Raw genomic sequence first — 25,539 nt, 5'->3', positions numbered from 1 at the left:
AAGGCGGATGCCCCGCCCGGCGACGGCCGTGGCGGGGCATCCCCAGGCGAACCGCGTGACTACCGCACCCGCCGCGCCCCCGCCGAAGGCACCGCCTCGAAGACGCGGGGCGTCTTGAAGCCCGCCGACGCGAAGGCCTCCTCCAGCGCCTTGGTGATCGCCGGGACGTCCGTCTCCTCCGCCAGCACGATCGCCGAGCCGCCGAAGCCGCCGCCCGTCATGCGGGCGCCCAGCGCGCCGGCCGTGACCGCCGTGTCGACGACCAGGTCGAGTTCGGGGCAGGAGACGCGGAAGTCGTCGCGGAGGGAGGTGTGGCCCTCGACCAGGAGGGGGCCGACGGCGCGGGTGTCGCCCGACTCCAGGAGGGAGACGACCTGCTCGACGCGGTGGTCCTCGGTCACCACGTGGCGGACCAGACGGCGGACCTCCTCGTCCTCGCCGAGGCGGGCCAGCGCCGCGTCCAGGTCGTCGTACGGCACGTCCCGCAGGGCGTCGACGCCGAGCAGGGCCGCGCCCTTCTCGCAGCCCTCGCGGCGTTTGCCGTACTCGCCCTCGCTGTGGCTGTGCTTGACCTGGGTGTCGACGACCAGCAGGCGCATGCCCTCGGCGGCGAGGTCGAAGGGGATCTGGCGCTGGGACAGGTCCCGGGTGTCGAGGAACAGGGCGTGGCCCGCCTCGCAGCAGGCGGACGCCGTCTGGTCCATGATGCCGACGGGCGCGCCGACGTAGACGTTCTCGGCGCGCTGGGACAGGCGGGCGAGCTGCCAGCCGCGCAGGCCGAGGCCGAACAGGTCGTTCAGCGCGAGGGCGACCACGACCTCCAGGGCGGCCGAGGAGGACAGGCCGGCGCCCGCCGGGACGGTGGACGCGAGGTGGACGTCCGCGCCGGTGACCGCGTGACCGGCCTCGCGCAGCGCCCAGACGACGCCCGCGGGGTAGGCGGTCCAGCGCCTGTCGGACCCGGGGGTGAGGCCGTCCACCGTCAGTTCGACGACCGGGCCCTCCACATCGGCGGAGTGCAGGCGCAGGACGCCGTCGTCGCGCCGGGACACCGCCGCCACCGCGGTGTGCGGCAGGGCGAACGGCATGACGAAGCCGTCGTTGTAATCGGTGTGCTCGCCGATGAGGTTGACCCGGCCGGGTGCCGCCCACACCCCGTCGGGCGCGCTCCCGTACAGCTCCTCGAACCGTGCGGCGACGGCTTCCGCGGCGGCCGCGCTGGACTCGCTCATGCCCTGAACCCCTGACCCTTCGTTGCTCCTAGTTGCCGCGCTGCTGCGCGAACTCCCACGCGTCCGCGACGATCCCCTCGAGGTCCGCGCGTGACGGGTTCCAGCCGAGCTTCTCGCGGGCCGTGGCGGCGGACGCCACCAGGACCGCGGGGTCGCCGCCCCGGCGCGGTGCGACGACCTCGGGGATCGGGTGCCCGGTGACCTTGCGGACGGTCTCGACGACCTCGCGGACCGAGAAGCCGTTGCCGTTGCCGAGGTTGCAGATCAGGTGCTCGCCGGGCGTGGCCGCCTCCAGCGCGAGCAGGTGCGCCTCGGCCAGGTCGGCGACGTGGATGTAGTCGCGTACGCAGGTGCCGTCGGGCGTCGGGTAGTCGTCGCCGTACACGGAGATCGCCTCGCGCCGGCCCAGGGCGACCTGGAGCACCAGGGGGATGAGGTGGGACTCGGGGTCGTGGCGCTCGCCGTACTTTCCGTAGGCGCCGGCGACGTTGAAGTAGCGCAGGGAGACCGCGCCGAGCCCGTGGGCCTGCGCCTCGCCGGTGATCATGTGGTCGACGGCGAGCTTGGAGGCGCCGTAGGGGCTGGTGGGGCGGGTGGGGGCGGTCTCCGGGATCGGGACCTGCTCGGGCTCGCCGTACGTGGCGGCCGTGGAGGAGAACACCAGGCGGCGCACGCCGGCCTCGCGCATGGCGCCGAGCAGCGCCATGGTGCCGCCGACGTTGTTGTCCCAGTACTTCTCCGGCTTCTGCACGGACTCGCCGACCTGGGAGAAGGCGGCGAAGTGCAGCACGCCGTCGAACGAGGGGTCCAGCCACTTGGCGGCGTCACGGATGTCGCCCTCGACGAACGTGGCGTCCGCGGGGACGCCCTCGCGGAAGCCGGTGGAGAGGTTGTCGAGCACGACGACCTCGTGACCGGCCTCGACCAGATGCTGGGCGACGACGCTGCCTACGTATCCCGCGCCCCCGGTGACCAGGTACTTCCCGCTCATGAACTCGCTACCTCTCGCAGTCGCTCGGCCGCGCGCTCCGGCGGCACGTCGTTGATGAAGACGTTCATGCCGGACTCGGAGCCCGCGAGGAACTTAAGCTTGCCGGACGTCCGGCGAATGGTGAAAAGCTCCAGGTGTAGCGCGAAGTCGTCGCGTGTCACGCCGTCGAAGGCGTCCAGCGGGCCGAACGGCGCCTGGTGCCAGGCGGCGATGTACGGCGTGGGCGGCTCGCCCTCCCCGAAGATCCGGTCGAAGCGCCTGAGCAGTTCCAGGTACACCCGGGGGAACTCCGTGCGCGCCGCCTCGTCGAGCCCCAGCAGGTCGGGCACCCTGCGCTTGGGGTAGAGGTGCACCTCGTACGGCCAGTGCGCCGCGTACGGCACGAACGCCACCCAGTGTTCGCCCTCCAGGACGACCCGCTCGCCGGCGCGTTCCCGCTCGACCACGGCGTCGAACAGGTTCTCCCCTCCCGTCGCCTCCTTGTGCGCCGCCACCTGGCGCAGCATCAGGGCGGTGCGAGGAGTGGTGAAGGGGTAGGCGTAGATCTGCCCGTGGGGGTGCTGGAGGGTGACCCCGATCTCGGCGCCCCGGTTCTCGAAGCAGAACACCTGTTCAACGGAGGACAGATGCGACAGCTCGGACGTGCGGTCCGTCCAGGCGTCCAGCACCAGCCGCGCCTGCCGTTCGCCCAGCGAGGCGAAGGAGGCGTCGTGGTCGGAGGTGAAGCAGACGACCTCGCAGCGGCCGGAGTCCCCGGCGAGCGAGGGGAAGCGGTTCTCGAAGACCACCACGTCGTACGAGGAGTCGGGGATCTCGCTCAGCCGGTCGCCCTCGGACGGGCACAGCGGACACTCGTCGGCCGGCGGGTGATACGTGCGGCCCTGCCGGTGCGAGGCGATGGCGACGGAATCGCCCAGGAGCTCGTCGCGGCGGATCTCGGACGTGGTCACGGTGGCGTCCAGCGGGCGGCGGTCGACCGCGTCGCGCACGGTGTCGTCGGCGAGGTCGTAGTAGATGAGCTCACGTCCGTCGGCCAGCCGGGTCGAGGTCTTCTTCACTGTGGCACTCCTCCGCACCCGCCAGTCACTCAACACAATCGAACATAACACATCACAACTCACCAGCGAGCAGCGCTCATCACAATCCAACAAAGAACATGTAGGAACATGTTCAGTTACTGAACACGGAAGCGTAGATTCCGCGTCGGATCAGTTCGCGAACGAAGCGAGTGCGTATGCATACCCCCACATACCTGGCCGCGGAGCTTCGGCTCCCCACCAACTGGCTGGACTACACGATCCTCGGGATCTACTTCCTCGTCGTGCTGGGCATCGGCTTCGCGGCCCGCCGGTCGGTCAAGACGAGCCTGGACTTCTTCCTCTCCGGCCGTTCGCTGCCCGCCTGGGTGACCGGACTCGCGTTCATCGCGGCCAACCTCGGCGCCACCGAGATCCTCGGCATGGCCGCGAACAGCGCGCAGTACGGCGTCTACACGACGCACTGGTACTGGATCGGCGCCATCCCCGCGATGGTGTTCCTCGGCCTGGTGATGATGCCGTTCTACTACGGCTCCAAGGTCCGCTCGGTCCCGGAGTTCCTGCTGATGCGCTTCGACAGGGCGGCGCACCTGCTGAGCTCGATCCTCTTCGCGGCGGCCGCCATCCTCATCGCCGGCGTCAACCTCTACGCCCTCGCGATCGTCGTCGAGGCCCTCCTCGGCTGGCCGCAGTGGGTGGCCATCGTCGTCGCCGGAGCCTTCGTCCTCGGCTACATCACCCTGGGCGGTCTGTCCTCGGCGATCTACAACGAGGTCCTGCAGTTCTTCGTCATCCTGGCGGCGCTCATCCCGATCACCGTGCTCGGCCTGAAGAGCGTCGGCGGCTGGGACGGCCTGTCGGACCAGCTCACCGCGTCCCGCGGCGACAACTTCATGACGGCCTGGGGCGGCACCGGCATCGGCAGCGACAACCCGCTCGGCGCCAACTGGCTGACCATCGTCCTCGGCCTCGGTTTCGTCCTCTCCTTCGGCTACTGGACGACCAACTTCGCCGAGGTGCAGCGCGCGCTGTCCGCGAAGAACCTCTCGGCGGCCCAGCGCACCCCGCTGATCGCCGCGTTCCCGAAGATCTTCATCGTCTTCCTGGTGATGATCCCCGGCCTGGTCGCCGCCGTGCTGGTGCCCAAGATCGGCACCAGCGGCTCGGACCTGCAGTACAACGACGCCATCCCGTACCTGATGCAGCAGCTGCTGCCCAACGGCGTGCTGGGCATCGCCGTGACCGGTCTGCTGGCCGCGTTCATGGCGGGCATGGCGGCGAACGTCTCCTCGTTCAACACCGTCTTCACCTCCGACATCTGGGCGAAGTACGTGGTGAAGGACCGCGAGGACTCCTACTACGTCCGCTTCGGCCGCCTGATCACCGCGATCGGCGTGCTCGCGTCCATCGGCACGGCGTTCCTGGCCAGCTCGTTCTCCAACATCATGGCCTACCTCCAGACGCTGTTCTCCTTCTTCAACGTGCCGATGTTCGTCGTCTTCATCATCGGCATGTTCTGGAAGCGGGCGTCGATGAAGTCCGGCTTCTGGGGCCTGATCGCGGGCACCACGGCCGCGATGGTGAACTACTTCTGGATCTACAAGCAGGGCATCATCGACATCCCCTCCGACCAGGGCGCCAACTTCGTCTCCGCGATCGCGGGCTTCGTCGCGGGCGCGGTCGTCATGGTCGCGGTGTCGCTGTTCACGGCGCCCAAACCCGCCGCCGAGCTGCAGGGCCTGGTCTACGGCACCCGCTCGCCCGGCATGGCGGAGCCGCCCGCGGAGGGCGACGACGCGTGGTACCGCAAGCCGGCACTGCTGGGCTGGGGCGCGGTGATTCTGGCTGCCGTCTGCTACATCCCGTTCTCGTTCTGACCGCGGGAGGATTGAGAGAGCATGTCCGAGCACAACTCCGAGAGTGACCTCCAGAAGGAGATCACCGAGCTGGAGACCAAGTCCGCGACGGCCGCCCGGTTGTTCGACATCCGGCGGATCATCGGTGGGCTGTTCGTCGTGTACGGGGTGATCGTGATGATCGCCGGGTTCACCGCGTCGGATGCCGACATCGAGAAGGCGGAGGGGGTCAACATCAACCTGTGGACGGGGTTGGGGATGCTGATCCTCGGCCTCCTGTTCCTCCTCTGGCTCTGGCTCCGCCCGACCCCACCGCCACCGGCGGTCCCTGACGACGAGGACGCGTCCAGTTCCTGACGCGGGTCGTTCCCACACGGGGTGTGCGCCCTCGCCCACGGGGGTCGCACACCCCGGGCCGGGGGGAGTTCGCGCAGCCCGGCGCTTACGGGGTGCCGTGCCGCCCCAGCGGCACGACTGCCCGCGGCCGGCGACGCCCGCGGCGGGGAGGGGACGGGTGGGGGCGGTCGCCCGCAGCGGCCGGCGCGTCCGCACCCCTGACCTCTCGAGACGCACTCTCGCGCCGGACCGAGGACGACCGCCCCCACCCCGGCCCCGCACCACCCACCCACCGCAGGCGCCACGCCCGCCCCACCGGACAGGACGACGCGCCGCAGGCGTCAGACCTCAGCCCCCGGTCACGAGCGCGTCGACGCCCGGTCCAGCAGACCCGTACGCGCGGCCAGCGCCGCTGCCTCCAGCCTCGACCCCACCCCCAGCTTCATCAACACCCTCTGCACATGCGTCCGAGCCGTCGACGGCGCGATCCCCATCCCCGCCGCGATCTGCCGCGTGTCCTCCCCCTCCGCGACCCGCACCAGCACCTCCACCTCCCGAGGCGTCAGCATCGACAGCAACCTCGCCCCCTCGTCGTCCGGCTGAGCCGCCGGGTTCAGCAGCTCCCCGAACGCCCCCTGCAACAACGCGGGCGCCACCGCCGCCTCCCCCGCCCGCGCCTTCAGCATCGCCCGCTCGACGCCCTCGATCCGCTCGTCGTGCCGCACGTATCCCGACGCCCCCGCCGCGAACGCCGCCGCGATCCCCCGCGGCGACGGCACCGGCCCCAGCACCACGACCGCCACCTGCGGCCGCTCCCGCTTGATCTTCACCACCGGGTCGAACGTCCCGGCCTCCGCCGGCGCCGCCGTCCCCAGCAGACAGACCTCCGGCGCCCTGCTGATCACCAGATCCGCCGCCCCCGCCGCGGGCGCCGCCGCGGCCAGCACCCTGTGCCCTCGCAGCTTCAGCGCCGAGGCCAGCGCCTCGGCGAGCAGTCGGTGGTCGTCGACCACCATCAGCCGCACTCCCATCGGACAACCATCCCCCCAGACAACACACCCCCGGATGCCCCCGGAAGCTACACGCTTGTTCGACGTCGCGCTCCCCCTACCGGCGAGAATCGCCCCGTAACGCCGAAATTCTCGTGTTCGATGGCGAAGAGCGCGTGATGAGCGGTACGCGAACGGCCCCGTCCCTGAGCAGGGACGGGGCCGTGGGCGAAGGCGTGAGGCGACGGCGAACGATCACCCCGTGCCGAACGCGATCACCGAGTACTCCTTCTCACGGCTCGTGAAGTCACTGGCGTACACGGAGGACATGTACAGCCCGCCCTGCCCGAACTGGATCTCCGAGTAGTCGGGCGACATCCGGGACTCGACGTCGCGCACCGCCTCCGTCGACGGGTTCTCCATCAGGACCGTCTCCTTGAAGGACTCGCCGTCGATGCTGACGACCTGCCCGCCCTTGTCGTACGGCGGCCGCTTGTAGGCGATGACGTTGGGGCCGTCCATGCGCAGCGGGAAGATCTCGTAGTTCTCGCCGGCGTCGGCACGCTGGCCCGTCTGCTTGCCGGTGGCCAGGTCGAACGCGACGACCTCGTTGGTCTGGCTGTAGGAGTCGCCGCCGCTGTCGTGCTCCTCGGTGGCGATGTACAGCCGGTCGTTGCCGACCGTGACGCCCGTGCAGTTCTCCACCTTGTAGATGGCGTCGCAGCGGGCGGCGAACTCGTCGCCCGGGGCGGAGAGGCGGGCGCGCAGCTTGCCGGTCTTGTTGTCGATGGAGAAGAAGTCGGAGATGCCGCTGCCGTCACCGGCGCTGTCGCCGACGTCGGCGGCCACCACGAGGGGGTCGGTGGAGACGACGGCCGCGTACTCGATGCCCTCGTCCATCTTGTACTCGGCGAGGATGTCGCCCGACTTGGGGTCGACGTTCTGGATGTGCAGCTGACGCTGGTCGTACGAGCCGCACTTGCGGACCGCGACCAGCTTGGCGCCGCCGCCGTACCCGGCGTCGTAGCAGGAGTCGGACGTCTTCGGTGCCCAGCGCTCGTCACCGGTGGCGAGGTCCCAGGCGGCGCCGCCGCTGGTGGAGCCTGCCGCGACGGTGCCGCCGCCGATCGTGACGTTGTTGAAGCTGACCGGCATGGTTCCGGACTTGGCGGTCTTGGTCCACACCTTGCTGCCGGCCGCCAGGTCGACCACCGCGACCTCGGTGCAGGCCTGGGGGTCCGTCTTGCTCGGCATGGCCGGCTTGTGGACGATCGCCGTCTTGTCGTCCTCGGTGATGTGCGGGGTCGCCGCGCACACCGGACCGGGGAGGTCCAGCGTCCACTTCTTGGTGCCGGTCCTGCGGTCGTAACCGGTGATCTCCGACAGCCCGCTCTTGGCGTAGACGGAGTCGGTCAGCCAGGAACCGGCGATGGAGATGGTCGTGACGCCCTTGGGCACCTTGGGCGAGGGCACCTGGAACAGCACCTTGGACCCGGTGGCGGCGGGCGCCTTCTCCTTGGCCTCGCCGGTGGTGGCGCCCCCGTCGCCGGAGCCGCCCTCCTTGCCGTCGCCCTCGCCGCCCTTGGTGTCGCCGCCCTCGGCGGTGGTCTGCTTGTCGTCGTCCTTGCCGGACGAGTTCGCGTACCAGACGCCGCCGCCGACGATCAGCGCGATCGCGACGACCGCCGACACGATGATCGCCACCTGGGCGTTGAACTTCCGCCCGCCGCCGGGCTGTCCGGGCTGCGCCTGCATCGGCACGGTCGGCTGCGCGTAACCGTAGGGGGGCTGCTGGCCGTACGGGCCGGGCTGCTGCGGCTGGCCGTACGGACCCGGCTGCTGACCGTAAGGGCCGGGCTGCGGCGGCTGGCCGTACGGACCGGGCTGCTGGGCCGGGTAGCCGTAACCGGCGGGCGGCTGCTGCGGGTAGCCGTAGCCGGGGCCCTGCGGAGGCGTAGGCGGCGCGGCGGGAGGCGGGGTCCCCGGCGCCTGCGGGTAGCCGTAGCCCGGCTGCGGCTGGGGCGCCTTGTTCACATCGGGTCCGGCGGGCGGCTGCTGGGGCGGCTGCGCCGGCGGGGTGGGAGGCGTGGCGGGAGCCGAGGGCGCCGGCGGCTGCGGCTCCGACGGTTCCTGCGGCGGCCCGAACCCCGGCTGCTGCGGGGGCTGGTTGGGCGGCGGGGGCGGCTGGCTCATGACGTGGGTACCTCAGGGGAAGGGGACGACGGGCGGCGGGAAAGTGACGCGAGTTGCGCTCACGGGGCTCATGTGCCGTAGGCGAGCATCAACTTCTCCTTCGCGTCGTCGTTGCCGTTCAGCCGGGTGGTCGACAGGTAGAAGCGGCCGTCGACCCAGTCGATCGCCTTGCTGAAGAAGCCGTTCTCGATGTCGGCGACCGCCTGCGGGTTCTGCATCAGCGTGGCCGGCTTGTGGTTCGCGCCGCCGACGGGCAGGGCGACGACCCGGCCGCCGGCGTCGTAGGACGGCTCGACGTACGCGACGAGCTTGCCGCCCTCGACCTTCATCGGGATCATCGACTCCTCCACGGGGGAGGACTCGCGCCACAGCTCCTTGCCGTTGGCGAGGCTGATGGCGACGAGCTCGTTGGCCCCGGTGGTGGCGGCCGTCGGCAGGTAGAGGGTGTCGCCCTCGACGACGACGCCTTCGCAGCCCTGGAGGTCGCGCGCGAGGATGGCCCAGCCGCAGCCGGGGTCGAAGTTCTCGTCGACGGCGACCTGGGAGCGCAGCTTGCCGGCGGCGGTGAAGGCCGCGATGTTCCACGACTTCTTGTCGCTGCCCTCCTCCTGCTTGGTCGCGTAGACGACCAGAGGGTCGACGGAGAAGGTGCGCTCGACGCGCCAGCCCTTGGCGTACTGGTAGGTCCACTTGGCCATGCCGGTGGCGGGGTCGAGCTCGCGGACCTCGTCGTGGGCGTTGTCGCCGCCGGCGCCGCAGGAGGCGACCTGGATCAGCCGCTCGCCGCCCGCGAACGCGGCGGGGAAGCAGGGGGCGTCGCCGTACCGCTTGGAGTCCCACAGCTTCTTGCCGGTGCGCACGTCGTACGCCGTGCCGGACTGCGAGCGGCCCACCATCAGCGTGTTGCCGGCGAGGGACAGCTCGATGGAGAGCACGCTGTCGAACAGCGCGCCGTCGGCGACCTCCTGCGTCCAGCCCTTCTCGCCGGTGACGAGGTCGACGAGCTGGAGCTGGTTGCACTTGGCGCTGTCGCTGCTGCCGCTCATGGACGCGACGACGATCTTGTCGTCGGCCGTCTTCTCCGGGGTGACCGCGCAGATCTTGTGGGGGAAGGTGATGGTGTCCCAGGCGGGTTTGCCGTCGGTGACGTTGTACCCGTAGAGGTCCTTGTAGGCCGCCTTGACCGCGGTCTTGCCGGTTATCCACTGGCCGGGGGCGTCGGCGCCGGAGCCGGGGGCGTCGGGCGCCTCCTTGTACCAGAGCACCTTGGACTCGCCCGCCTGGCGGCCCTCGTTGAGGTCCTCGGTCTCCTCGCCGCCGTCGCCGCTGCCGTCGCCCGGGTTGACCGGGGCGCCGCTGGGCCCGCCCGGCTCGGGGTCGTCGGTCTGCCGGGCGACCGGCTCCTTCTTGTCGTCGTCGCCGGAGACGGCCCACACCGTGCCGCCGACGATCAGCGCGACCGCCACCGCGGCGGCGGCGATCAGCAGCGGCTTGCCCTTGAAGGGGTTGCGGGAGCCGCCGCCGGGCGGGGTGCCGGGCGCGCCGGGGAAGCCGGGCTGCTGCGGATGGCCGTACCCGGACTGGCCGTACGGGCCCGGCTGCTGCGGCTGTCCGTACGGACCGGGCTGCTGGTACGGCCCGGAGGCGTAGGGGCCGGGCTGCGTCGGAGGCTGCTGCGGGTAGCCGTACCCGGGATGCGGAGCGCCGGAGGGCTGACCCTGCGGGGGCGGCGGCGGGGTGCCCTGCGGGGGCGGTGGGGTCTGCGGCGGTGTCTGCGGCGGTCCGAAACCCCCGCCCGGCGGCGGGTCCTGCGGAGGTCCGAAGCCGCCCTGAGGCGGCTGGTTGGGCGGCTGAGTCATCAGCGCGTTCCCCCTTGCTCACTGATTTTTAGCCACGCCCTGAGGTTCGTGATGACCCAGAGTCGTCGTCGGTCACTTGTCGGACGGCTCTTTCTATCACCCGGCACCGACACGCCACCGGGCCGCGTCCTCCCCTGTTCCCAAGGGAGGACCGGCCTGTGATGCGCCCGTTACGTGCCTTCACGCCCTCTTCACGCGGCGCGTGCTCCCCACGCGCAGGCGCACGAGGCGGCTCTCGCGCCGGTCAGGCGTCCTCGGCGAGTTCCAGCCAGCGCAGCTCCAGTTCGTCGCGCTGACCGGCCAGGTCCCGCAGTTCGGCGTCGAGTTCGGCCACTTTCGCGAAGTCCGTGGCGTTCTCGGCGATGGCGGTGTGGAGGGTGGCCTCCCTGGCCGAGATCTTGTCCAGCTGGCGCTCGATGCGCTGGAGTTCCTTCTTCGCCGCGCGCTGGTCGGCGGCGCTCTTCTCGGGCGTCGCGCCGCGGGCCGGGGCGGCGGCCTGGGCGGAGGCGGCGGCGGCCTCCTCCATGCGCTTGCGGCGCTCCAGGTACTCGTCGATGCCGCGCGGCAGCATCCGCAGGGTGCCGTCGCCGAGGAGGGCGAAGACGCGGTCGGTGGTGCGCTCGACGAAGAACCGGTCGTGGGAGATGACGATCATGGAGCCGGGCCAGCCGTCGAGGAGGTCCTCGAGCTGGGTCAGGGTCTCGATGTCGAGGTCGTTGGTGGGCTCGTCGAGGAAGAGGACGTTGGGCTCGTCCATCAGCAGCCGCAGCAGCTGGAGGCGGCGGCGCTCACCGCCGGAGAGGTCCCCGACGGGCGTCCACTGCTTCTCCTTGTTGAAGCCGAAGGTCTCGCAGAGCTGACCGGCGGTCATCTCGCGGCCCTTGCCGAGGTCGACGCGCTCACGCACCTGCTGCACGGCCTGCAGCACCCGCCAGGTGGGGTCGAGTTCGGCGACCTCCTGCGACAGATAGGCCAGTTTGACGGTCTTCCCGACGCGGATGCGGCCGGCCGCGGGCTGTGTCTCGCCCTCGCTGCGGGCGGCCTCGGCGAGCGCGCGCAGCAGGGACGTCTTGCCGGCGCCGTTGACGCCGACCAGGCCGATGCGGTCGCCGGGGCCGAGCTGCCAGGTCACGTGCTTCAGCAGCACCTTGGGCCCGGCCTGGACGGTCACGTCCTCCAGGTCGAACACGGTCTTGCCGAGCCGCGAGGAGGCGAACTTCATCAGCTCGCTGCTGTCGCGCGGCGGCGGCACGTCGGCGATCAGTTCGTTGGCGGCCTCGACGCGGAAGCGCGGCTTGGAGGTGCGGGCGGGGGCGCCGCGGCGCAGCCAGGCCAGCTCCTTGCGGACCAGGTTCTGCCGCTTGGCCTCCTCGGTGGCCGCGATGCGCTCGCGCTCGGCGCGGGCGAAGACGTAGTCGGAGTAGCCGCCCTCGTACTCGTGGACGACGCCGCGCTGCACGTCCCACATGCGGGTGCAGACCTGGTCGAGGAACCACCGGTCGTGGGTGACGCAGACGAGCGCGGAGCGGCGGTTGCGCAGGTGCTCGGCGAGCCAGGCGATGCCCTCGACGTCGAGGTGGTTGGTCGGCTCGTCGAGGACGATCAGGTCCTGTTCCTCGATGAGCAGCTTGGCCAGCGCGATGCGGCGCCGCTCGCCGCCGGACAGCGGTCCGACGACGGTGTCGAGTCCTTTGGGGAAGCCGGGCAGGTCGAGCCCGCCGAACAGTCCGGTGAGCACGTCGCGGACCTTGGCGTCACCGGCCCACTCGTGGTCGGCCATGTCCCCGATGACCTCGTGCCGGACGGTCGCCTCGGGGTCGAGCGAGTCGTGCTGCGTGAGCACGCCGAGCCGCAGCCCGCCGGAGTGCGTCACCCGCCCGGTGTCGGCCTCCTCCAGCCGGGCCAGCATGCGGATCAGCGTGGTCTTGCCGTCCCCGTTGCGCCCCACGACCCCGATCCGGTCGCCCTCGGAGACGCCGAGGGAGATCCCGTCCAGCAGCGCACGGGTGCCGTACACCTTGCTGACGTTCTCGACATTGACCAGATTGACGGCCATTTCTCTCCTGCCCGGTGGATCGATCAGCTTTCCAGCGTAGGCCCTGCCGGGGGGCGGTCGTGACGCGAGGAGGTGGTCACCCTTTGTGATGAGGCGACCGGAAACGGGCGGCTGCCGTAGGTGGCAGGCAGCAGGTTCCCGTCCACGGGAGGAATCATGACCGCCGAACCCGTGAGGCTCTCCCGCCGCACACGCCGCACACCGAATTGATCGGCGGGAGCCCGGTGGAAGCGCGGCCCTGAGCCGTTCAGACCACCGTGGCCCCCGGCACCGGCCCCGGCGCCGTGCGTACGTCCCGGCAGGTACCGGAGGCCCGCAGCGCCGCCGCGACGGTCTCCGCCGCCTCCGCGTCCCGCGCCAGGAACGCCGTCGTCGGCCCCGACCCCGACACCAGCGAGGCCAGTGCCCCCGCCGCGCGCCCCGCGGCCAGCGTGTCCGCCAGCTCCGGGAACAGAGACAGCGCCGCCGGCTGGAGATCGTTGGACACGGCGGCCGCGAGCGCTTCCGCGTCACCCTTGGCGAGAGCGCCGAGCAGTCCCCGCGAAGCCACCGGCTCCGGGATCTCCCGCGCTTCCGCCAGCCGGTCGAACTCCCGGAACACCGCCGGTGTGGACAGCCCCCGTGAGGCCATCGCGAACACCCAGTGGAAGGTCCCCCCGACCTCCAGCTCCGTCAGCCTCTCGCCGCGCCCGGTACCGAGCGCGGCCCCGCCGATCAGGCTGAACGGCACGTCGCTGCCCAGCTCGGCGCAGATGTCGAGGAGTTCCTCCCGGCTCGCGCCGGTGCCCCACAGCGCGTCGCAGGCGAGCAGGGCGCCCGCACCGTCCGCGCTGCCGCCGGCCATGCCGCCCGCGACGGGGATGTCCTTGGCGATGTGCAGGTGGACGTCGGGCGCCCGGCCGTACCGCTCGGCGAGGGCCAGGGCGGCGCGGGCGGCGAGGTTGCTGCGGTCGAGGGGGACCTGCGCGGCGTCGGGGCCTTCGCAGGTGATGCGCGGGCCGTCCGGCGACGGGGTGGCGGTCACCTCGTCGTACAGGCCGACCGCGAGGAAGACGTTGGCCAGCTCGTGGAAGCCGTCGGGGCGGGCCGCGCCGACCGCGAGCTGCACGTTGACCTTGGCGGGGACGCGGACGGTGACGCTCACTGCGGGCCCTGCTCCTCGTGTCCGGCGTGCTTGTGTTCGGCGATGCGCGCGAACTCCTCGACGGTCAGCGACTCGCCCCGCGCCTGCGGCGGGACGCCGGCCGCGACCAGCGCCGCCTCGGCCGCGGCCGGCGAGCCCGCCCAGCCGGCGAGGGCGGCGCGCAGCGTCTTGCGGCGCTGGGCGAAGGCCGCGTCGACCACGGCGAACACCTCGCGCCGGGTCGCGGTGGTCTTCAGCGGCTCCGCACGCCGCACCAGCGACACCAGGCCGCTGTCGACGTTCGGCGCGGGCCAGAAGACGGTGCGGCCGATGGCCCCGGCGCGCTTGACCTCGGCGTACCAGTTGGCCTTGACCGACGGGACGCCGTACACCTTCGAGCCGGGTGCGGCGGCGAGCCGGTCGGCCACCTCGGACTGGACCATCACCAGCGTGCGCTCGATGCTCGGGAACGTCTCGAGCATGTGCAGCAGCACGGGGACGGCGACGTTGTAGGGGAGGTTGGCGACCAGCGCGGTCGGGGCCGGTCCCGGCAGCTCGGTGACGTGCATCGCGTCGGAGTGGACCAGCGCGAACCGGTCGGCGCGCTCCGGCATGCGGGCGGCGACGGTGGCGGGCAGCGCCCCGGCGAGCACGTCGTCGATCTCCACCGCGGTGACCCGGTCGGCGGCCTCCAGCAGCGCCAGCGTGAGCGAGCCGAGCCCGGGGCCGACCTCGACGACGACGTCGTCGGGGCGTACCTCGGCGGTGCGCACGATACGGCGGACCGTGTTGGCGTCGATGACGAAGTTCTGGCCGCGCTGCTTGGTGGGCCGTACGCCGAGGGCGGCCGCCAGTTCGCGGACGTCGGCGGGGCCGAGGAGGGCGTCGGGGGTGGGGCTGGTCACGGGACAAGGGTACGGGGCGCGTGGGTCCGCCCCGGTCACCGCCGGTGCGGTCGGCGGCCGGCGGCGCCGAGGTCCCGCCAGGTGCGGGTGTCGAACTGGTCCAGCCCGCCGTACATGCGCGAGCCGAGGGCCGATCGCTCTCCCGAGCGACACGACCGCGGACCGTGCGCGAGGTGAGGGCCCGTCAGTAGCCGAAGGCCCGCGCGGTGTTGGCGCCGAGCGCGGTGGCCAGGGTGTCCTCGTCGACGCCGCGCACGGCCGCCATGGCGCGCACGGTGACCGGCACCAGGTAGGGGGCGTTGGGCCGGCCGCGGTAGGGCACCGGGGTGAGGAAGGGCGCGTCGGTCTCCACCAGGACCAGTTCCAGCGGGGCGACGGCGAGCGCGTCCCGCAGGTTCTGGGCGTTCTTGAAGGTGACGTTGCCGGCGAACGACATGTAGTAGCCGGCGGCGGCGCAGATCTCCGCCATCTCCGCGTCCCCGGAGTAGCAGTGGAAGACGGTGCGCTCGGGGGCGCCCTCCTCCTTCAGCACGCGCAGCACGTCCGCGTGGGCGTCGCGGTCGTGGATCACGAGCGTCTTGCCGTGCCGCTTGGCGATCTCGATGTGGGCGCGGAAGGACCGCTCCTGCGCCTCCTTGCCGTCCTCGCCGGTGCGGAAGTGGTCGAGGCCGGTCTCGCCGACGCCCTTGACCTGGGGCAGCGCGGCCAGCCGGTCGATCTCGGCGAGCGCCTCGTCCAGCGCCGCGTCCCCGCCGGGCTGCCTGGCGCCCTGCCGGGACCACCCGTCGGGGTCGCCGTGGACGATCCGCGGGGCCTCGTTGGGGTGCAGGGCGACCGTCGCGTGCACGGCGTCGTACGCCGCGGCCGTCTCCGCCGCCCACCGGGACCCCTTGAGGTCGCAGCCGACCTGCACCACGGTCGTCACCCCCACCGACGCGGCCTTGGCGAGGGCCTCCTCGACCGTGCCGGACTGCATGTCGAGATGCGTGTGGGAATCCGCGACCGGCACCCGCAGGGGCTCCGGGAGCGGCGGCGCGGCGTTCTTGTCGGTGTCGTCGGCAGGCATGCTCCCGATCCTACGGAAGCGGCGCGGACCCCTCCTGCGCCCAGGGGGCCTCCACCGGTCCGGCGGCCGGCACCCGGCGCTCCCGGTGGGCGGCGTCGCGGGCCGAGGCGACCCGGCCCGGCCGGAGGATCCGCACGACATGTCCGTCGCAGCTGCGGCAGGTGGGCCGGCTGAGCGGGGAGGGCACGATCCGGCCGTCCGCCACGTACAGCACGAAGGTGCGGCCGTCGGCGTCGACGTGGTGCTCTATCTCGTACGCCTGCTCCCAGCCGTATCCGCAGCGCATGCAGGCGAAGGCGTACGCCTCGGTGACGACGGCGGTGGCGCCCGCGCGCAGTGCGCCCGGTCCGGAGATCTCGGTCATGCCGGCTCCTGTCGGTCCGCTGACGGGACGGGCCCGCGCCCGCCCCTGCGGCCAGTGGACTCCCCGGCGGCCATGAGCACACGGGCACCGGCGGAGTATTGGCGCCGATTTGGCCGTGGATTACCCGAACGCCCCGGGTTCTTTACCGACACCGGTACCTCTCATGACGAGGGAGCGACGTCCGGCGTCACCGCTTCCCGGCGTCCTGGGCGGTGCCGGCGTTCTTCGCCGCCACCACCGCGTCGAAGACCTGCCGCTTCGGCAGCCCCGCCGCCGCCGCGACCGCCGCGATGGCCTCCTTGCGCCGCTCGCCCGCCTCCTCGCGCACCCGCACCCGGCGCACCAGCTCGGCGTCGTCGATCTCCTCGGGGCCCTTCTCGGGGGCGCCCTCGACGACCACGGTGATCTCCCCGCGCACACCCTCGGCCGCCCACGCGGCCAGCTCGGCCAGCGGGCCCCGCCTGACCTCCTCGTACGTCTTGGTCAGCTCGCGGCAGACGGCGGCGCGGCGGTCGGCGCCGAACACCTCGGCCATCGCGGCGAGGGTGTCGTCGAGGCGGTGCGGGGCCTCGAAGTAGACGAGGGTGCGGCGCTCGTCGGCGACCTCCCGCAGCCGGCCGAGACGCTCGCCCGCCTTGCGGGGCAGGAACCCCTCGAAGCAGAACCGGTCGACGGGCAGCCCGGACAGGGCGAGCGCGGTGAGCACGGCGGACGGCCCGGGCACCGCGGTGACCTGGATGTCCCGCTCGACGGCCGCGGCGACCAGCCGGTAGCCGGGGTCGGACACGGACGGCATGCCGGCGTCGGTGACGAGCAGCACGCGCGCGCCGCCCGCCAGCTCGTCGACCAGTTCGGGCGTGCGGGCGGTCTCGTTGCCCTCGAAGTACGACACCACCCGCCCCTTGGGGGTGACGCCGAGCGCCTGGGTCAGCCGGCGCAGCCGCCGGGTGTCCTCGGCGGCGACGACGTCGGCGCCGGCGAGTTCCTCGGCGAGCCGGGGCGGCGCGTCGGAGATGTCGCCGATGGGGGTGCCTGCGAGTACGAGGGTTCCGGTCACGCGTCCATCCTCCCAGGAGCGGACGGAGGCGGGGCATACCGCCCATGCGCGGGACTCACACAGCGCCGTTCCCTACGATGGCGCGGTGACCAGTACCGCGTCCTCCACGGACACCCGCCAGGAGCAGTCGCCGCTCGAGCAGCGGCAGACGTGGCAGCACCGGCTGCGGCGTTTCGGCCACCGTACGTCCGCCGTCAGAGGCGACGTCCGCGACCGCCTGGTCCCGCCGTACACCGAGCCGTCGGACCGGCTGTGGAAGACGCTCGGGGTGCCGCCGGTGCTCGCCGGCCGTCTCGTCCGCTGGTCGGGGTGGGGCGGCCCGCTGCTGGTGACGCTGGTGGCGGGGGTGCTGCGGTTCTGGAACCTGGGCCACCCCAAGGCGGTGATATTCGACGAGACGTACTACGCGAAGGACGCGTGGGCGCTCGTCCACCGCGGGTTCGAGGTGAACTGGGACAAGGAGGTCAACCGGCTCATCCTGGACTCGGGCGGCAACGTCCCGATCCCGACGGACGCGGCGTACGTCGTGCATCCGCCGGTCGGCAAGTACGTGATCGGGCTGGGGGAGCTGCTCTTCGGCTTCGACCCGTTTGGCTGGCGGTTCATGACGGCGCTGCTCGGCACGCTGTCGGTGCTGATGCTGTGCCGGATCGGGCGCCGGCTGTTCCGCTCCACGTTCCTCGGCTGCCTCGCGGGCGCGCTGATGGCGGTGGACGGGCTGCACTTCGTGATGAGCCGCACCGCGCTGCTCGACGGCGTGCTGATGTTCTTCGTGCTGGCCGCCTTCGGGTGTCTGCTGATCGACCGGGACAAGGCCCGCGAGAAGCTGGCCGCCGCGCTGCCGGTGGACGCGGACGGGCGGGCCCGTCCGGACGTGGACGCCGCCGAGAACACCCGGATCGGCTTCCGTCCGTGGCGTCTTGCGGCGGGCCTGATGCTGGGCCTGGCGATCGGCACCAAATGGAACGGCCTGTACATCATGGCCGCGTTCTGTGTGATGTCCGTGCTGTGGGACGTCGGCGCGCGCCGGGTCGCGGGCGCGGTGCGTCCCCGGCTGGCCGTGCTGAAGCGGGACCTGGGCTGGGCCTTCCTCTCGACGGTGCCGGTGGCGGTGTTCACGTACTTCGCGTCCTGGGCCGGCTGGATCCTCTCCGCGGCCGACGGCAGCGGCGGCTACTACCGCGACTGGGCCACCCGCGACGGGCGGGGAAGCGACTGGTCGTGGCTGTTCCCCGACTGGTGGCGCAGCCTGTGGCACTACGAGAACCAGGTGTACGAGTTCCACGTCGGCCTGTCCTCGCCGCACACGTACGAGTCCAACCCGTGGAGCTGGATCGTCGCCGGCCGCCCGGTGTCGTACTTCTACGAGTCGCCCGCGCCCGGCGTGGACGGCTGCCCGGTGGACGCGGGCGAGAAGTGCGCGCAGGAGGTCCTCGCCATCGGCACGCCGTTGCTGTGGTGGGTGGGCTGCCTGGCCCTCCTCTACGTCCTGTGGCGCTGGGCCTTCCGCCGCGACTGGCGCGCGGGCGCGATCGCGTGCGGCATCGCCGCGGGGTACGCCCCCTGGTTCCTCTACCAGGAACGCACGATCTTCTACTTCTACGCGATCGTCTTCCTGCCGTTCCTCTGCCTGGCGGTGGCGATGCTCCTGGGCGCGATCGTCGGCCCGCCCCGCTCCACGGACACCCGCCGCGTGGCGGGAGCGACGGCGGCGGGCGTCCTGACCCTCCTGATCATCTGGAACTTCATCTACTTCTGGCCGATCTACACGGGCACGCCCATCCCGATCGACGACTGGCGGTCGCGGATGTGGCTGGACACGTGGGTGTAGCGGGCCGGACACCGCCCGGCGGGAGCCTCCCGCGCATGACAGCGGAATAGCGCAATCCGCTATTCGAATTCGAACACGGGACGCTCGTAGGACAAGCCTGTTAACCTCCGTGCCTACTGCGGCGTAACCCGCGAAGCACGTCACCGAGGGTTGTCGATCTGCTACCTTGGGTATATCGCACTGAGTCAACGCAGCTCTCTGGGGGGTGGTTGTCGTGGGCTGGGACAATTTCGGAGCCGGTGCACGCGCTGTCCTTGATCCGACGGGGAGGATCTTTCCCGCCCGAGCGGCGGACCACGGCATGGCGGTGCGGTCTTTTCACGAGGGCGTCGAATCCCTCATTTCCGCGTTGGACGCGGAAACCGATCGCTCCCGCCGGAGCGCCTCCGAATTGACGGGGTACAAACCGCACGCCGAGGTGTCGAGGTCCTTATCGCGTCTGCGTCTTGTCGCAGTGACCACGAGCTTCCTCTCCGCCGTGCTGACATCGGCACTGGGGCTGGTGTCGCTCGCCAGCGGAACCGACTGGCCCGTCGCCGTGATCTCGGCATGCTCGGTCCTGGCCACGGTCGGCATCGGCGCATTTTTCACCGCACTGCAGCGCTCACTGAAACAAAAAGAACGAGAACTGCATCACCGTGAAACCGCGATGATCCGCGAAACCCTGAAGCGGATGGCCGAGAACCAGGTCGATTCACTGGAGGCTGCCAGCCTCATCCGCCGCAGCCGGGTCGATCCGGCGCTGGCGAGCGCATTGTTCATGGAAATCGTCTCGGAGTACGACGAAAGCGGGCGTAATAGCCCGATCGTCTCCCATTCTCCGAAGGTCAGCGTAGAGCAGGTCATGAAAACGGCAAGCGAAGACCACCCGGTGGTCAAAATCCTCCGCCGCCTCGCGGCCGACGTGCAGGAAGCACGTTGAGCATGCACGGGGCCGGGGAAACCCCTGATTCCAAAGTGGACGTCGACCAGCTCATCGAACTGGCCAAGAGGCTGGAGAACGTCCCGAAGGGGACCGTCAAACGCGCCCTCAAGGAGATCAACTACCCGGCCCGCACCCAGCGCATCAACATGTACCTCGGCCATGCCACGACCGCGCTCGGGACCCTGGTGGCCGGTGGAGCTGTGATAGCCCTGGTCTGGCTCGCCCACAGCATGGTCCAGGCACAGGAGGCGGGGTACGGCGTCCTGCTCTGCGGTCTCCCCGCTTCGTCGATCGCCGGCATCTTCGTCATCAGGAAGGCGCCCAATCTCAGGGCGTTCAACTCCATGTCACGCCAGCTGGGATCGGCTCAGGCGAACCAGGTCCCCCCGGCCCGCACCCCGGCCGACGCAGCCGCCAACGCCGCCAACCCCGCCGACCAGACCGGGAGCGGTGTCTGACCACCCCTGGGGCCGTCAGGCCAAGGTCTCCTTTGAGACACCGATCGAAAACCGACGCCCCCTGGTCAGCGCACAGCGCATAGAGTGCTCCACGTACCGGGCTTTTGAACGTGTTCAGATGACGCGGGGTCCGGCGGGGGAGGATCGCCCGATGGGCAAGGGGGTCAAGGTCGCCGTCGTCGGCGGCGTGTTCGCCGTGATGGTCGGCGGAGCGGGGTACGGGGCGTACAACATCGTCTCGGCACTGAACGGAAACGGGGGCGGCTCCGGCGCCGCGGAGACGCGCAGGTCGGGGCCGCCCGACCAGGACGAGGTGCGCGAGGCGTCCGAAGCGTTCTTCGGCGCCTGGGAGAAGGGGCAGGCCACGCGGGCCGCCTCGTACACGAACAACGCGCAGGAAGCGGGCGCGCTGCTGGCCGCGTACGGCGAGGAGGCGCGCATAGGGCGGGTCGACATCACGCCGGGCGCACCGCGCGGCACCACCGTGCCGTTCACGGTGAAGGCGACCGTCTCCGCCGACGGCGTCTCCAAGCCACTGCGCTACACCAGCACCCTGACGGTCGTGCGCGGGCAGACCACCGGACGCGCGCTGGTCGACTGGAAACCGGCCGTCGTGCACCCGGACCTGAAGGACGGGGACACGCTCGTCACCGGAGAGTCCGCGCAGCCGCCCATCGAGGCGGTGGACCGCGACGGCACCGTGCTGACCAGGGAGAAGTACCCCTCCCTCGGCCCGGTCCTGGACACCCTGCGGCAGAAGTACGGCGACAAGGCGGGCGGCAGCCCCGCCGTCGAGCTGTCCATCCGGCACACGACCGACGAGGCGGACACCCCGCTGCTCACCCTCGCCGCGGGCGAGCCTGGCACGCTGCGCACCACGCTCAGCGCCGGGGTGCAGGCGGCAGCCGAGAAGGCGGTGAAGGACTTCCCGGAGTCGTCGGTGGTGGCGCTGAAGCCCAGCACCGGTGAGGTCCTGGCGGTGGCCAACAACCGCGGCGACGGCTTCAACGCGGCCTTCCAGGGGCAGGTCGCCCCCGGCTCCACCATGAAGATCATCACTGCCGCGATGCTCATCGACCACGGCGTGACCTCCATGAACGGCCCGGCGCCCTGCCCCGACACCGCGACCTGGCAGAGCCAGACCTTCAAGAACCTCACCGGCATGGAGCCCGACGAGGGCGCCACCCTCGCCAACAGCTTCCTGCGCTCCTGCAACACCGCCTTCATCAAGCTGATCGACGAGCAGCCGCTCACCGACACCTCGCTCACCGAGGAGGCGCAGGAGCGGTTCGGGCTGGGCCGGGACGACTGGAAGACCGGCATAGCGTCCTTCGACGGCAGCGTGCCGGCCTCCGGCGGCCCGGACCGGGCGGCGAACGCCATCGGCCAGGGCCAGGTGCAGATGAACCCGCTGAACATGGCCTCCGTGACGGCTACCGCGATCACGGGCGCGTTCCGCCAGCCCTACCTGGTCTCCCCCGAGCTCGACAACCGTCGGCTGGCCCAGGCGAAGGGCCTGCCTGCGGAGACGTCGGACCAGCTCAAGGAGATGATGCGGCTCACCGCCACCCAGGGCACCGCGCAGCAGGCGATGTCCGGCCTGGGCGGTGACATCGGCGCGAAGACCGGTTCCGCGGAGGTCGACGGGAACGCCACGTCGGACAGCTGGTTCACCGGTTTCCGCGGTGACGTCGCGGCGGCGGCGATGGCCCAGCAGGGCGGCCACGGCGGCGACGCGGCGGGGCCGATTGTCGCAGCCGTGCTACGAGCGGGCGGCTGAGCGCACGGCCCGTCCGGCGGGACTTTAGGGTGGGGGCCGTCGTCGGCGCGACTGCGCCGACGGGGCCTTGACTCGATCGAGAGCCACGCGGGCCGCGGGGGGCCGGGGCGGGGCGACGGAGGACGGACACCAGTGGGGAACAGAGGGCGCGCCGGGGACCGGCGGAACATGAGGCCGGTCGTGATCGGCGCGGCGATGGCCGTGCTGATGGGCGGCGCCGGTTACGGCGCGTACGCACTCGTCGGGGGCGCGGGACGGGACGGCGGGGACACCGCCACCCAGGCGGAGACCGTGAAGTCGGGGCCGCTGTCGGCCGACGAGGTCACGGCCGCCGCCGAGAAGTTCCTCACCGCCTGGCAGTCCGGCCAGGTCGCGGAGGCCGCCGCCGCGACCGACGACCCGGTGGCCGCGAAGGCGGCGCTCGCCTCGTACGTGAAGGACGCCCGCGTCCGCGACCTCGCCCTCACGCCGGGCGCCCCCGCCCGGGACTCGGTCACCTTCGCCGTCAAGGGCACGGTGTCGTACGAGCGGACGGCGAAGCCGCTGACGTACGACAGCACGCTGACCGTGGTGCGGCGGGCCGGGGACGGGGAGCCGCGTGTCGACTGGCGGCCGTCCGTGCTGCACCCGGAGCTGCGGGAGGGCGACAAGCTCGTCACCGGCGAGGCCGGCACCCCGCCGGTGAAGGCGCTGGACCGCGACGGCGGCGAGCTGACCACCGAGAAGTACCCGTCGCTGGGGTCCGTGCTGGACGGGCTGCGCGAGAAGTACGGCGAGAAGGCGGGGGGCGAGGCCGGGGTCGAGCTGCGTGTGGTGCGCGGCGAGGCGTCGAAGAAGGCGGAACTGGCCGACACGACCCTGCTGGAGCTGAGCGAGGGCACGCCGGGCACGGTGAAGACCACGCTGAGCCCGTCCCTGCAGGCGCTCGCCGAGGCCGAGGTGGCGAAGCGCAAGCAGGCCTCGGTGGTGGTGGTGCGGCCGTCGACCGGCGAGATACTCGCGGCGGCGAACTCCTCGCGTGGCTTCAACGTCGCGTTCCAGGGGTCGCTGGCGCCGGGATCCACGATGAAGGTGGTCACGTCCTCGATGCTGATCGAGAAGGGCCTCGCGTCGATCGACAAGAAGCACCCGTGCCCCAAGTACTTCAGCTACGGCGGCTGGAAGTTCCAGAACCTCGACAAGTTCCAGATCAAGGACGGCACGTTCCGCGCGAGTTTCGCCGCCTCCTGCAACACGGCCTTCATCAGCCAGGCCCCGAAGCTGGAGGACGACGACCTCACCCGGCACGCCCAGGACTACTTCGGCCTGGGCCGCGACGACTGGAAGGTCGGGGTGTCCACGTTCGACGGCGCGGTGCCCGTGCAGTCGAAGGCCCCGATGGCGGCGTCGCTGATAGGCCAGGGCGGGGTGCGGATGAACCCGCTGAACATGGCGTCGGTGTCGGCGACGGTGAAGGCGGGCGTCTTCCACCAGCCGTACCTGGTGTCGCCGGAGGTCGACGGACGTCAGCTGGCGACCGCGCCGCGCACCCTGTCCGCGGGCACGCTCGCGCAGCTGCGGGAGCTGATGTCGTACACCGCGACCGCCGGCACCGCCGCGGAGGCGATGGCCGGGGTGGACGGTGAGCGGGGCGCGAAGACGGGCTCGGCCGAGGTGGACGGACAGAAGAAGCCCAACGGCTGGTTCACCGCGTACCGCGGCGACCTGGCGGCGGCCGCCGTCGTCCAGTCCGCCGGCCACGGCGGCTCCACGGCGGGCCCGATCGTGGCGACGCTGCTGAAGGCGGGCGGCTGAGAGACCCGCGGCGGGCGGTCAGTGCGGGACCGGCTCCGCCTTCGCCACGTGGGTGAGGCGGAGGAAACGGGACAGGGTCTTGGTGTCGAACTCGACCACCGAGTGGCCCTGGCCGGTGTGGAACTCCACCACGGCCTGCACCCGGCCGCACGGCCACACCCGTACGCCGCCGCTGTCCACCGGCGCCTTGAGGCCGTGTTCCAGCAGGTCCCGGTCGACGACCCATTCGAGGGGCCGCGCCCCGGGCAGGTCCACCCGTACATGGCGGGGGTCGTGCTCGGGGTCGTACCGCAGCACCACGGGGACGGCCCCGTGACTCTCCAGCAGGGGATCCTCATCCGTCACGATGTGGACTCGCGCGTACTGCTCGATCACGGACATCGGTGGGCCCCTTACGCTGCGTCGTGCGCCCGGCAAGGCATCCATGGCTTATCAGCCGTTTACCCACCCCTGTCCTATCGTGCACCCAAATCGGAATCCGCGCTTCCGAGCGGCCTATATCACAGATGAGGTAAGCGGCAAGCAGGACGAGACGTAGAACAAGCCGCTCGCTCTTGCGAAAGGTTCGCAAGAGGACACATCATCGAGTCCGTGCACGCACCTGACGGATTCATCGACGTCCCCGTTTCCGCCGCCGCCGGCGTCCTCGCCGCCGGCGCGATCGCCGTGAGCCTGCGCGGCGCGCGCCGCGAGCTCGACGACACGGCACGCCCCGGTGCGGGCGCCGGCGCCGAGCGCACCGCCCCGCTGGCCGGGCTGGTCGCGGCGTTCATCTTCGCCGTGCAGATGCTGAACTTCCCGGTGGCCGCCGGCACCAGCGGCCACCTCCTCGGCGGCGCCCTCGCCGCGATCCTCGTCGGCCCGTACACGGGCGTGCTGTGCGTGTCCGTGGTGCTGCTGCTCCAGTCCGTGCTGTTCGCCGACGGCGGCCTGACCGCGCTCGGTGTGAACATCACCACGATGGCGCTCACCACCACCGTGGTCGCCTACGCGCTTTTCCGCGGCCTGGTGAAGGTGCTGCCGCGCTCCCGCCGCTCGGTGACCGCCGCGTCCTTCGTGGCCGCGCTGGTCTCCGTCCCGGCCTCCGCGGTCGTCTTCACACTGCTGTACGCGGTGGGCGGCACCACCGACGTGTCGATCGGCAAGGTCGCCACCGCGATGGTCGGCGTGCACGTCCTCATCGGTCTCGGGGAGGCCGCCATCACCGCGCTGACCGTCGGCGCGGTGATCGCCGTCCGCCCGGACCTGGTGCACGGCGCGCGCGGGCTGCGGCAGAAGCTGAAGCTGCGGGTGAACGGCGAGCTGGTCGACGCCCCGGAGACCGCGGAGCCCGTCCCGGCCCCCGCGCGCTCCCCGCGCAGGGTCTGGATCGCCGGTCTGGTCACCTCGCTGGTGCTCGCCGGTTTCGTGAGCTTCTACGCCTCGGCGAACCCGGACGGCCTGGAGAAGGTCGCCGCCGACCACGGCATCGACAAGCAGGCCGAGGAGCACGCGGTCGCGGACTCGCCGCTCGCCGACTACGGAGTGAAGGACGTCGACGACGCCCGGCTCTCCGGCGGCCTCGCGGGCGTGATCGGCGTCGGCGTGACGGTCGTCGCGGGCACGGGCGTGTTCTGGGCGGTCCGCCGCCGGCGCACGGCCGACGAGCAGGCGGAGGCCACCTCCCCCGCCGGCACGAGCGTCTGAC

Annotated in this window: 21 protein-coding genes; 8 read left to right on the top strand and 13 right to left on the bottom strand. The window is 71.6% G+C overall.

Translation table 11 applies throughout. The annotated features are described in order from the left end of the window. Nucleotides 1-59 precede the first annotated feature (59 nt). Genes galK through galT form a run of 3 tightly spaced genes read right to left on the bottom strand, consistent with a single transcriptional unit; the run spans nucleotide 60 to nucleotide 3,281 of the window. A complete protein-coding gene (gene galK / locus ELQ39_RS18860) occupies nucleotides 60-1,232 on the bottom strand; it encodes a galactokinase (RefSeq protein ID WP_242592951.1) in 1,173 nt (390 codons plus the stop codon). A 28-nt stretch (nucleotides 1,233-1,260) separates the two neighbouring features. Then, the gene (galE, locus tag ELQ39_RS18855; RefSeq protein ID WP_242592949.1) at nucleotides 1,261-2,223 is read right to left on the bottom strand and encodes a UDP-glucose 4-epimerase GalE; all 963 of its coding nucleotides are present in this window, start codon (nucleotides 2,221-2,223) and stop codon (nucleotides 1,261-1,263) included. Next, nucleotides 2,220-3,281: a galactose-1-phosphate uridylyltransferase gene (galT, locus tag ELQ39_RS18850; RefSeq protein WP_190002800.1), complete on the bottom strand. Its 1,062-nt coding sequence runs from the start codon at nucleotides 3,279-3,281 to the stop codon at nucleotides 2,220-2,222. The genes galE and galT overlap by 4 nt, the downstream gene beginning before the upstream one ends. A gap of 176 nt (nucleotides 3,282-3,457) precedes the next feature. Between galT and ELQ39_RS18845 the strand changes: the two genes are divergently transcribed. Both ELQ39_RS18845 and ELQ39_RS18840 read left to right on the top strand, forming a co-directional pair. Next, nucleotides 3,458-5,137, top strand: coding sequence for a sodium:solute symporter family protein (locus ELQ39_RS18845; RefSeq protein WP_190002801.1), 1,680 nt, complete (start codon nucleotides 3,458-3,460; stop codon nucleotides 5,135-5,137). A gap of 21 nt (nucleotides 5,138-5,158) precedes the next feature. Next, a complete protein-coding gene (locus ELQ39_RS18840) occupies nucleotides 5,159-5,473 on the top strand; it encodes a hypothetical protein (protein WP_190002802.1) in 315 nt (104 codons plus the stop codon). 338 nt (nucleotides 5,474-5,811) lie between these two features. Here ELQ39_RS18840 and ELQ39_RS18835 read toward each other — a convergent pair whose 3' ends face one another. The 9 genes from ELQ39_RS18835 to rsmI all read right to left on the bottom strand — a co-directional run bounded on the left by ELQ39_RS18835 (nucleotide 5,812) and on the right by rsmI (nucleotide 17,064). Further along, a complete protein-coding gene (locus tag ELQ39_RS18835) occupies nucleotides 5,812-6,483 on the bottom strand; it encodes a helix-turn-helix transcriptional regulator (RefSeq protein ID WP_190002803.1) in 672 nt (223 codons plus the stop codon). A gap of 213 nt (nucleotides 6,484-6,696) precedes the next feature. Beyond that, the gene (locus ELQ39_RS18830; RefSeq protein WP_242592947.1) at nucleotides 6,697-8,634 is read right to left on the bottom strand and encodes an outer membrane protein assembly factor BamB family protein; all 1,938 of its coding nucleotides are present in this window, start codon (nucleotides 8,632-8,634) and stop codon (nucleotides 6,697-6,699) included. Nucleotides 8,635-8,702: 68 nt separating this feature from the next. Next, on the bottom strand, nucleotides 8,703-10,493 hold the full coding sequence (locus ELQ39_RS18825; RefSeq protein ID WP_242592945.1) for an outer membrane protein assembly factor BamB family protein: 1,791 nt from the start codon (nucleotides 10,491-10,493) through the stop codon (nucleotides 8,703-8,705). A gap of 244 nt (nucleotides 10,494-10,737) precedes the next feature. After that, a complete protein-coding gene (locus ELQ39_RS18820; protein ID WP_190002806.1) occupies nucleotides 10,738-12,549 on the bottom strand; it encodes an ABC-F family ATP-binding cassette domain-containing protein in 1,812 nt (603 codons plus the stop codon). A 247-nt stretch (nucleotides 12,550-12,796) separates the two neighbouring features. Next, the gene (locus tag ELQ39_RS18815; protein ID WP_242592943.1) at nucleotides 12,797-13,693 is read right to left on the bottom strand and encodes a 4-(cytidine 5'-diphospho)-2-C-methyl-D-erythritol kinase; all 897 of its coding nucleotides are present in this window, start codon (nucleotides 13,691-13,693) and stop codon (nucleotides 12,797-12,799) included. Further along, nucleotides 13,690-14,577: a 16S rRNA (adenine(1518)-N(6)/adenine(1519)-N(6))-dimethyltransferase RsmA gene (gene rsmA / locus ELQ39_RS18810; RefSeq protein ID WP_190002808.1), complete on the bottom strand. Its 888-nt coding sequence runs from the start codon at nucleotides 14,575-14,577 to the stop codon at nucleotides 13,690-13,692. The genes ELQ39_RS18815 and rsmA overlap by 4 nt, the downstream gene beginning before the upstream one ends. 184 nt (nucleotides 14,578-14,761) lie before the next feature. Continuing rightward, the gene (locus tag ELQ39_RS18805) at nucleotides 14,762-15,643 is read right to left on the bottom strand and encodes a TatD family hydrolase (protein WP_190002809.1); all 882 of its coding nucleotides are present in this window, start codon (nucleotides 15,641-15,643) and stop codon (nucleotides 14,762-14,764) included. A 10-nt stretch (nucleotides 15,644-15,653) separates the two neighbouring features. Continuing rightward, nucleotides 15,654-16,007, bottom strand: a complete 354-nt coding sequence (locus tag ELQ39_RS18800; protein WP_242592941.1) for a hypothetical protein — start codon at nucleotides 16,005-16,007, stop codon at nucleotides 15,654-15,656. 187 nt (nucleotides 16,008-16,194) lie between these two features. Further along, complete coding sequence (rsmI, locus tag ELQ39_RS18795) at nucleotides 16,195-17,064, bottom strand: 16S rRNA (cytidine(1402)-2'-O)-methyltransferase (RefSeq protein WP_242592939.1); 870 nt, start codon at nucleotides 17,062-17,064, stop codon at nucleotides 16,195-16,197. Between the two features lie 85 nt (nucleotides 17,065-17,149). Here rsmI and ELQ39_RS18790 point away from each other — a divergent pair, with 85 nt between their 5' ends. From ELQ39_RS18790 to ELQ39_RS18770, 5 genes are all read left to right on the top strand, one after another. Continuing rightward, nucleotides 17,150-18,895 carry a dolichyl-phosphate-mannose--protein mannosyltransferase gene (locus ELQ39_RS18790; RefSeq protein WP_242592937.1) on the top strand — a complete coding sequence of 582 codons (1,746 nt, stop codon included), beginning with the start codon at nucleotides 17,150-17,152 and terminating at the stop codon, nucleotides 18,893-18,895. A gap of 214 nt (nucleotides 18,896-19,109) precedes the next feature. Then, nucleotides 19,110-19,817: a hypothetical protein gene (locus tag ELQ39_RS18785; RefSeq protein ID WP_242592935.1), complete on the top strand. Its 708-nt coding sequence runs from the start codon at nucleotides 19,110-19,112 to the stop codon at nucleotides 19,815-19,817. Between the two features lie 35 nt (nucleotides 19,818-19,852). Further along, a complete protein-coding gene (locus tag ELQ39_RS18780) occupies nucleotides 19,853-20,278 on the top strand; it encodes a hypothetical protein (protein ID WP_242592932.1) in 426 nt (141 codons plus the stop codon). A 151-nt stretch (nucleotides 20,279-20,429) separates the two neighbouring features. Continuing rightward, the gene (locus tag ELQ39_RS18775) at nucleotides 20,430-22,058 is read left to right on the top strand and encodes a penicillin-binding transpeptidase domain-containing protein (RefSeq protein ID WP_225641143.1); all 1,629 of its coding nucleotides are present in this window, start codon (nucleotides 20,430-20,432) and stop codon (nucleotides 22,056-22,058) included. Between the two features lie 168 nt (nucleotides 22,059-22,226). Next, complete coding sequence (locus tag ELQ39_RS18770; protein ID WP_242592930.1) at nucleotides 22,227-23,852, top strand: penicillin-binding transpeptidase domain-containing protein; 1,626 nt, start codon at nucleotides 22,227-22,229, stop codon at nucleotides 23,850-23,852. Between the two features lie 18 nt (nucleotides 23,853-23,870). Here the strand turns inward: ELQ39_RS18770 and ELQ39_RS18765 are convergent, their stop codons facing one another. Then, the gene (locus ELQ39_RS18765; protein ID WP_190002817.1) at nucleotides 23,871-24,233 is read right to left on the bottom strand and encodes an SsgA family sporulation/cell division regulator; all 363 of its coding nucleotides are present in this window, start codon (nucleotides 24,231-24,233) and stop codon (nucleotides 23,871-23,873) included. Nucleotides 24,234-24,443: 210 nt separating this feature from the next. On the opposite strand from ELQ39_RS18765, the gene ELQ39_RS18760 reads away from it, so the two are divergent. Then, the gene (locus ELQ39_RS18760; RefSeq protein ID WP_190002818.1) at nucleotides 24,444-25,538 is read left to right on the top strand and encodes an energy-coupling factor ABC transporter permease; all 1,095 of its coding nucleotides are present in this window, start codon (nucleotides 24,444-24,446) and stop codon (nucleotides 25,536-25,538) included. The last annotated feature ends 1 nt before the right edge of the window (nucleotide 25,539 follow it).

The sequence above is a fragment of the Streptomyces sp. GB4-14 genome (assembly GCF_022696125.1).
Lineage (GTDB): Bacteria > Actinomycetota > Actinomycetes > Streptomycetales > Streptomycetaceae > Streptomyces > Streptomyces werraensis.
Note: the sequence above shows the minus strand (reverse complement) of the source record. Positions and strands in the feature narration are given on the sequence as shown.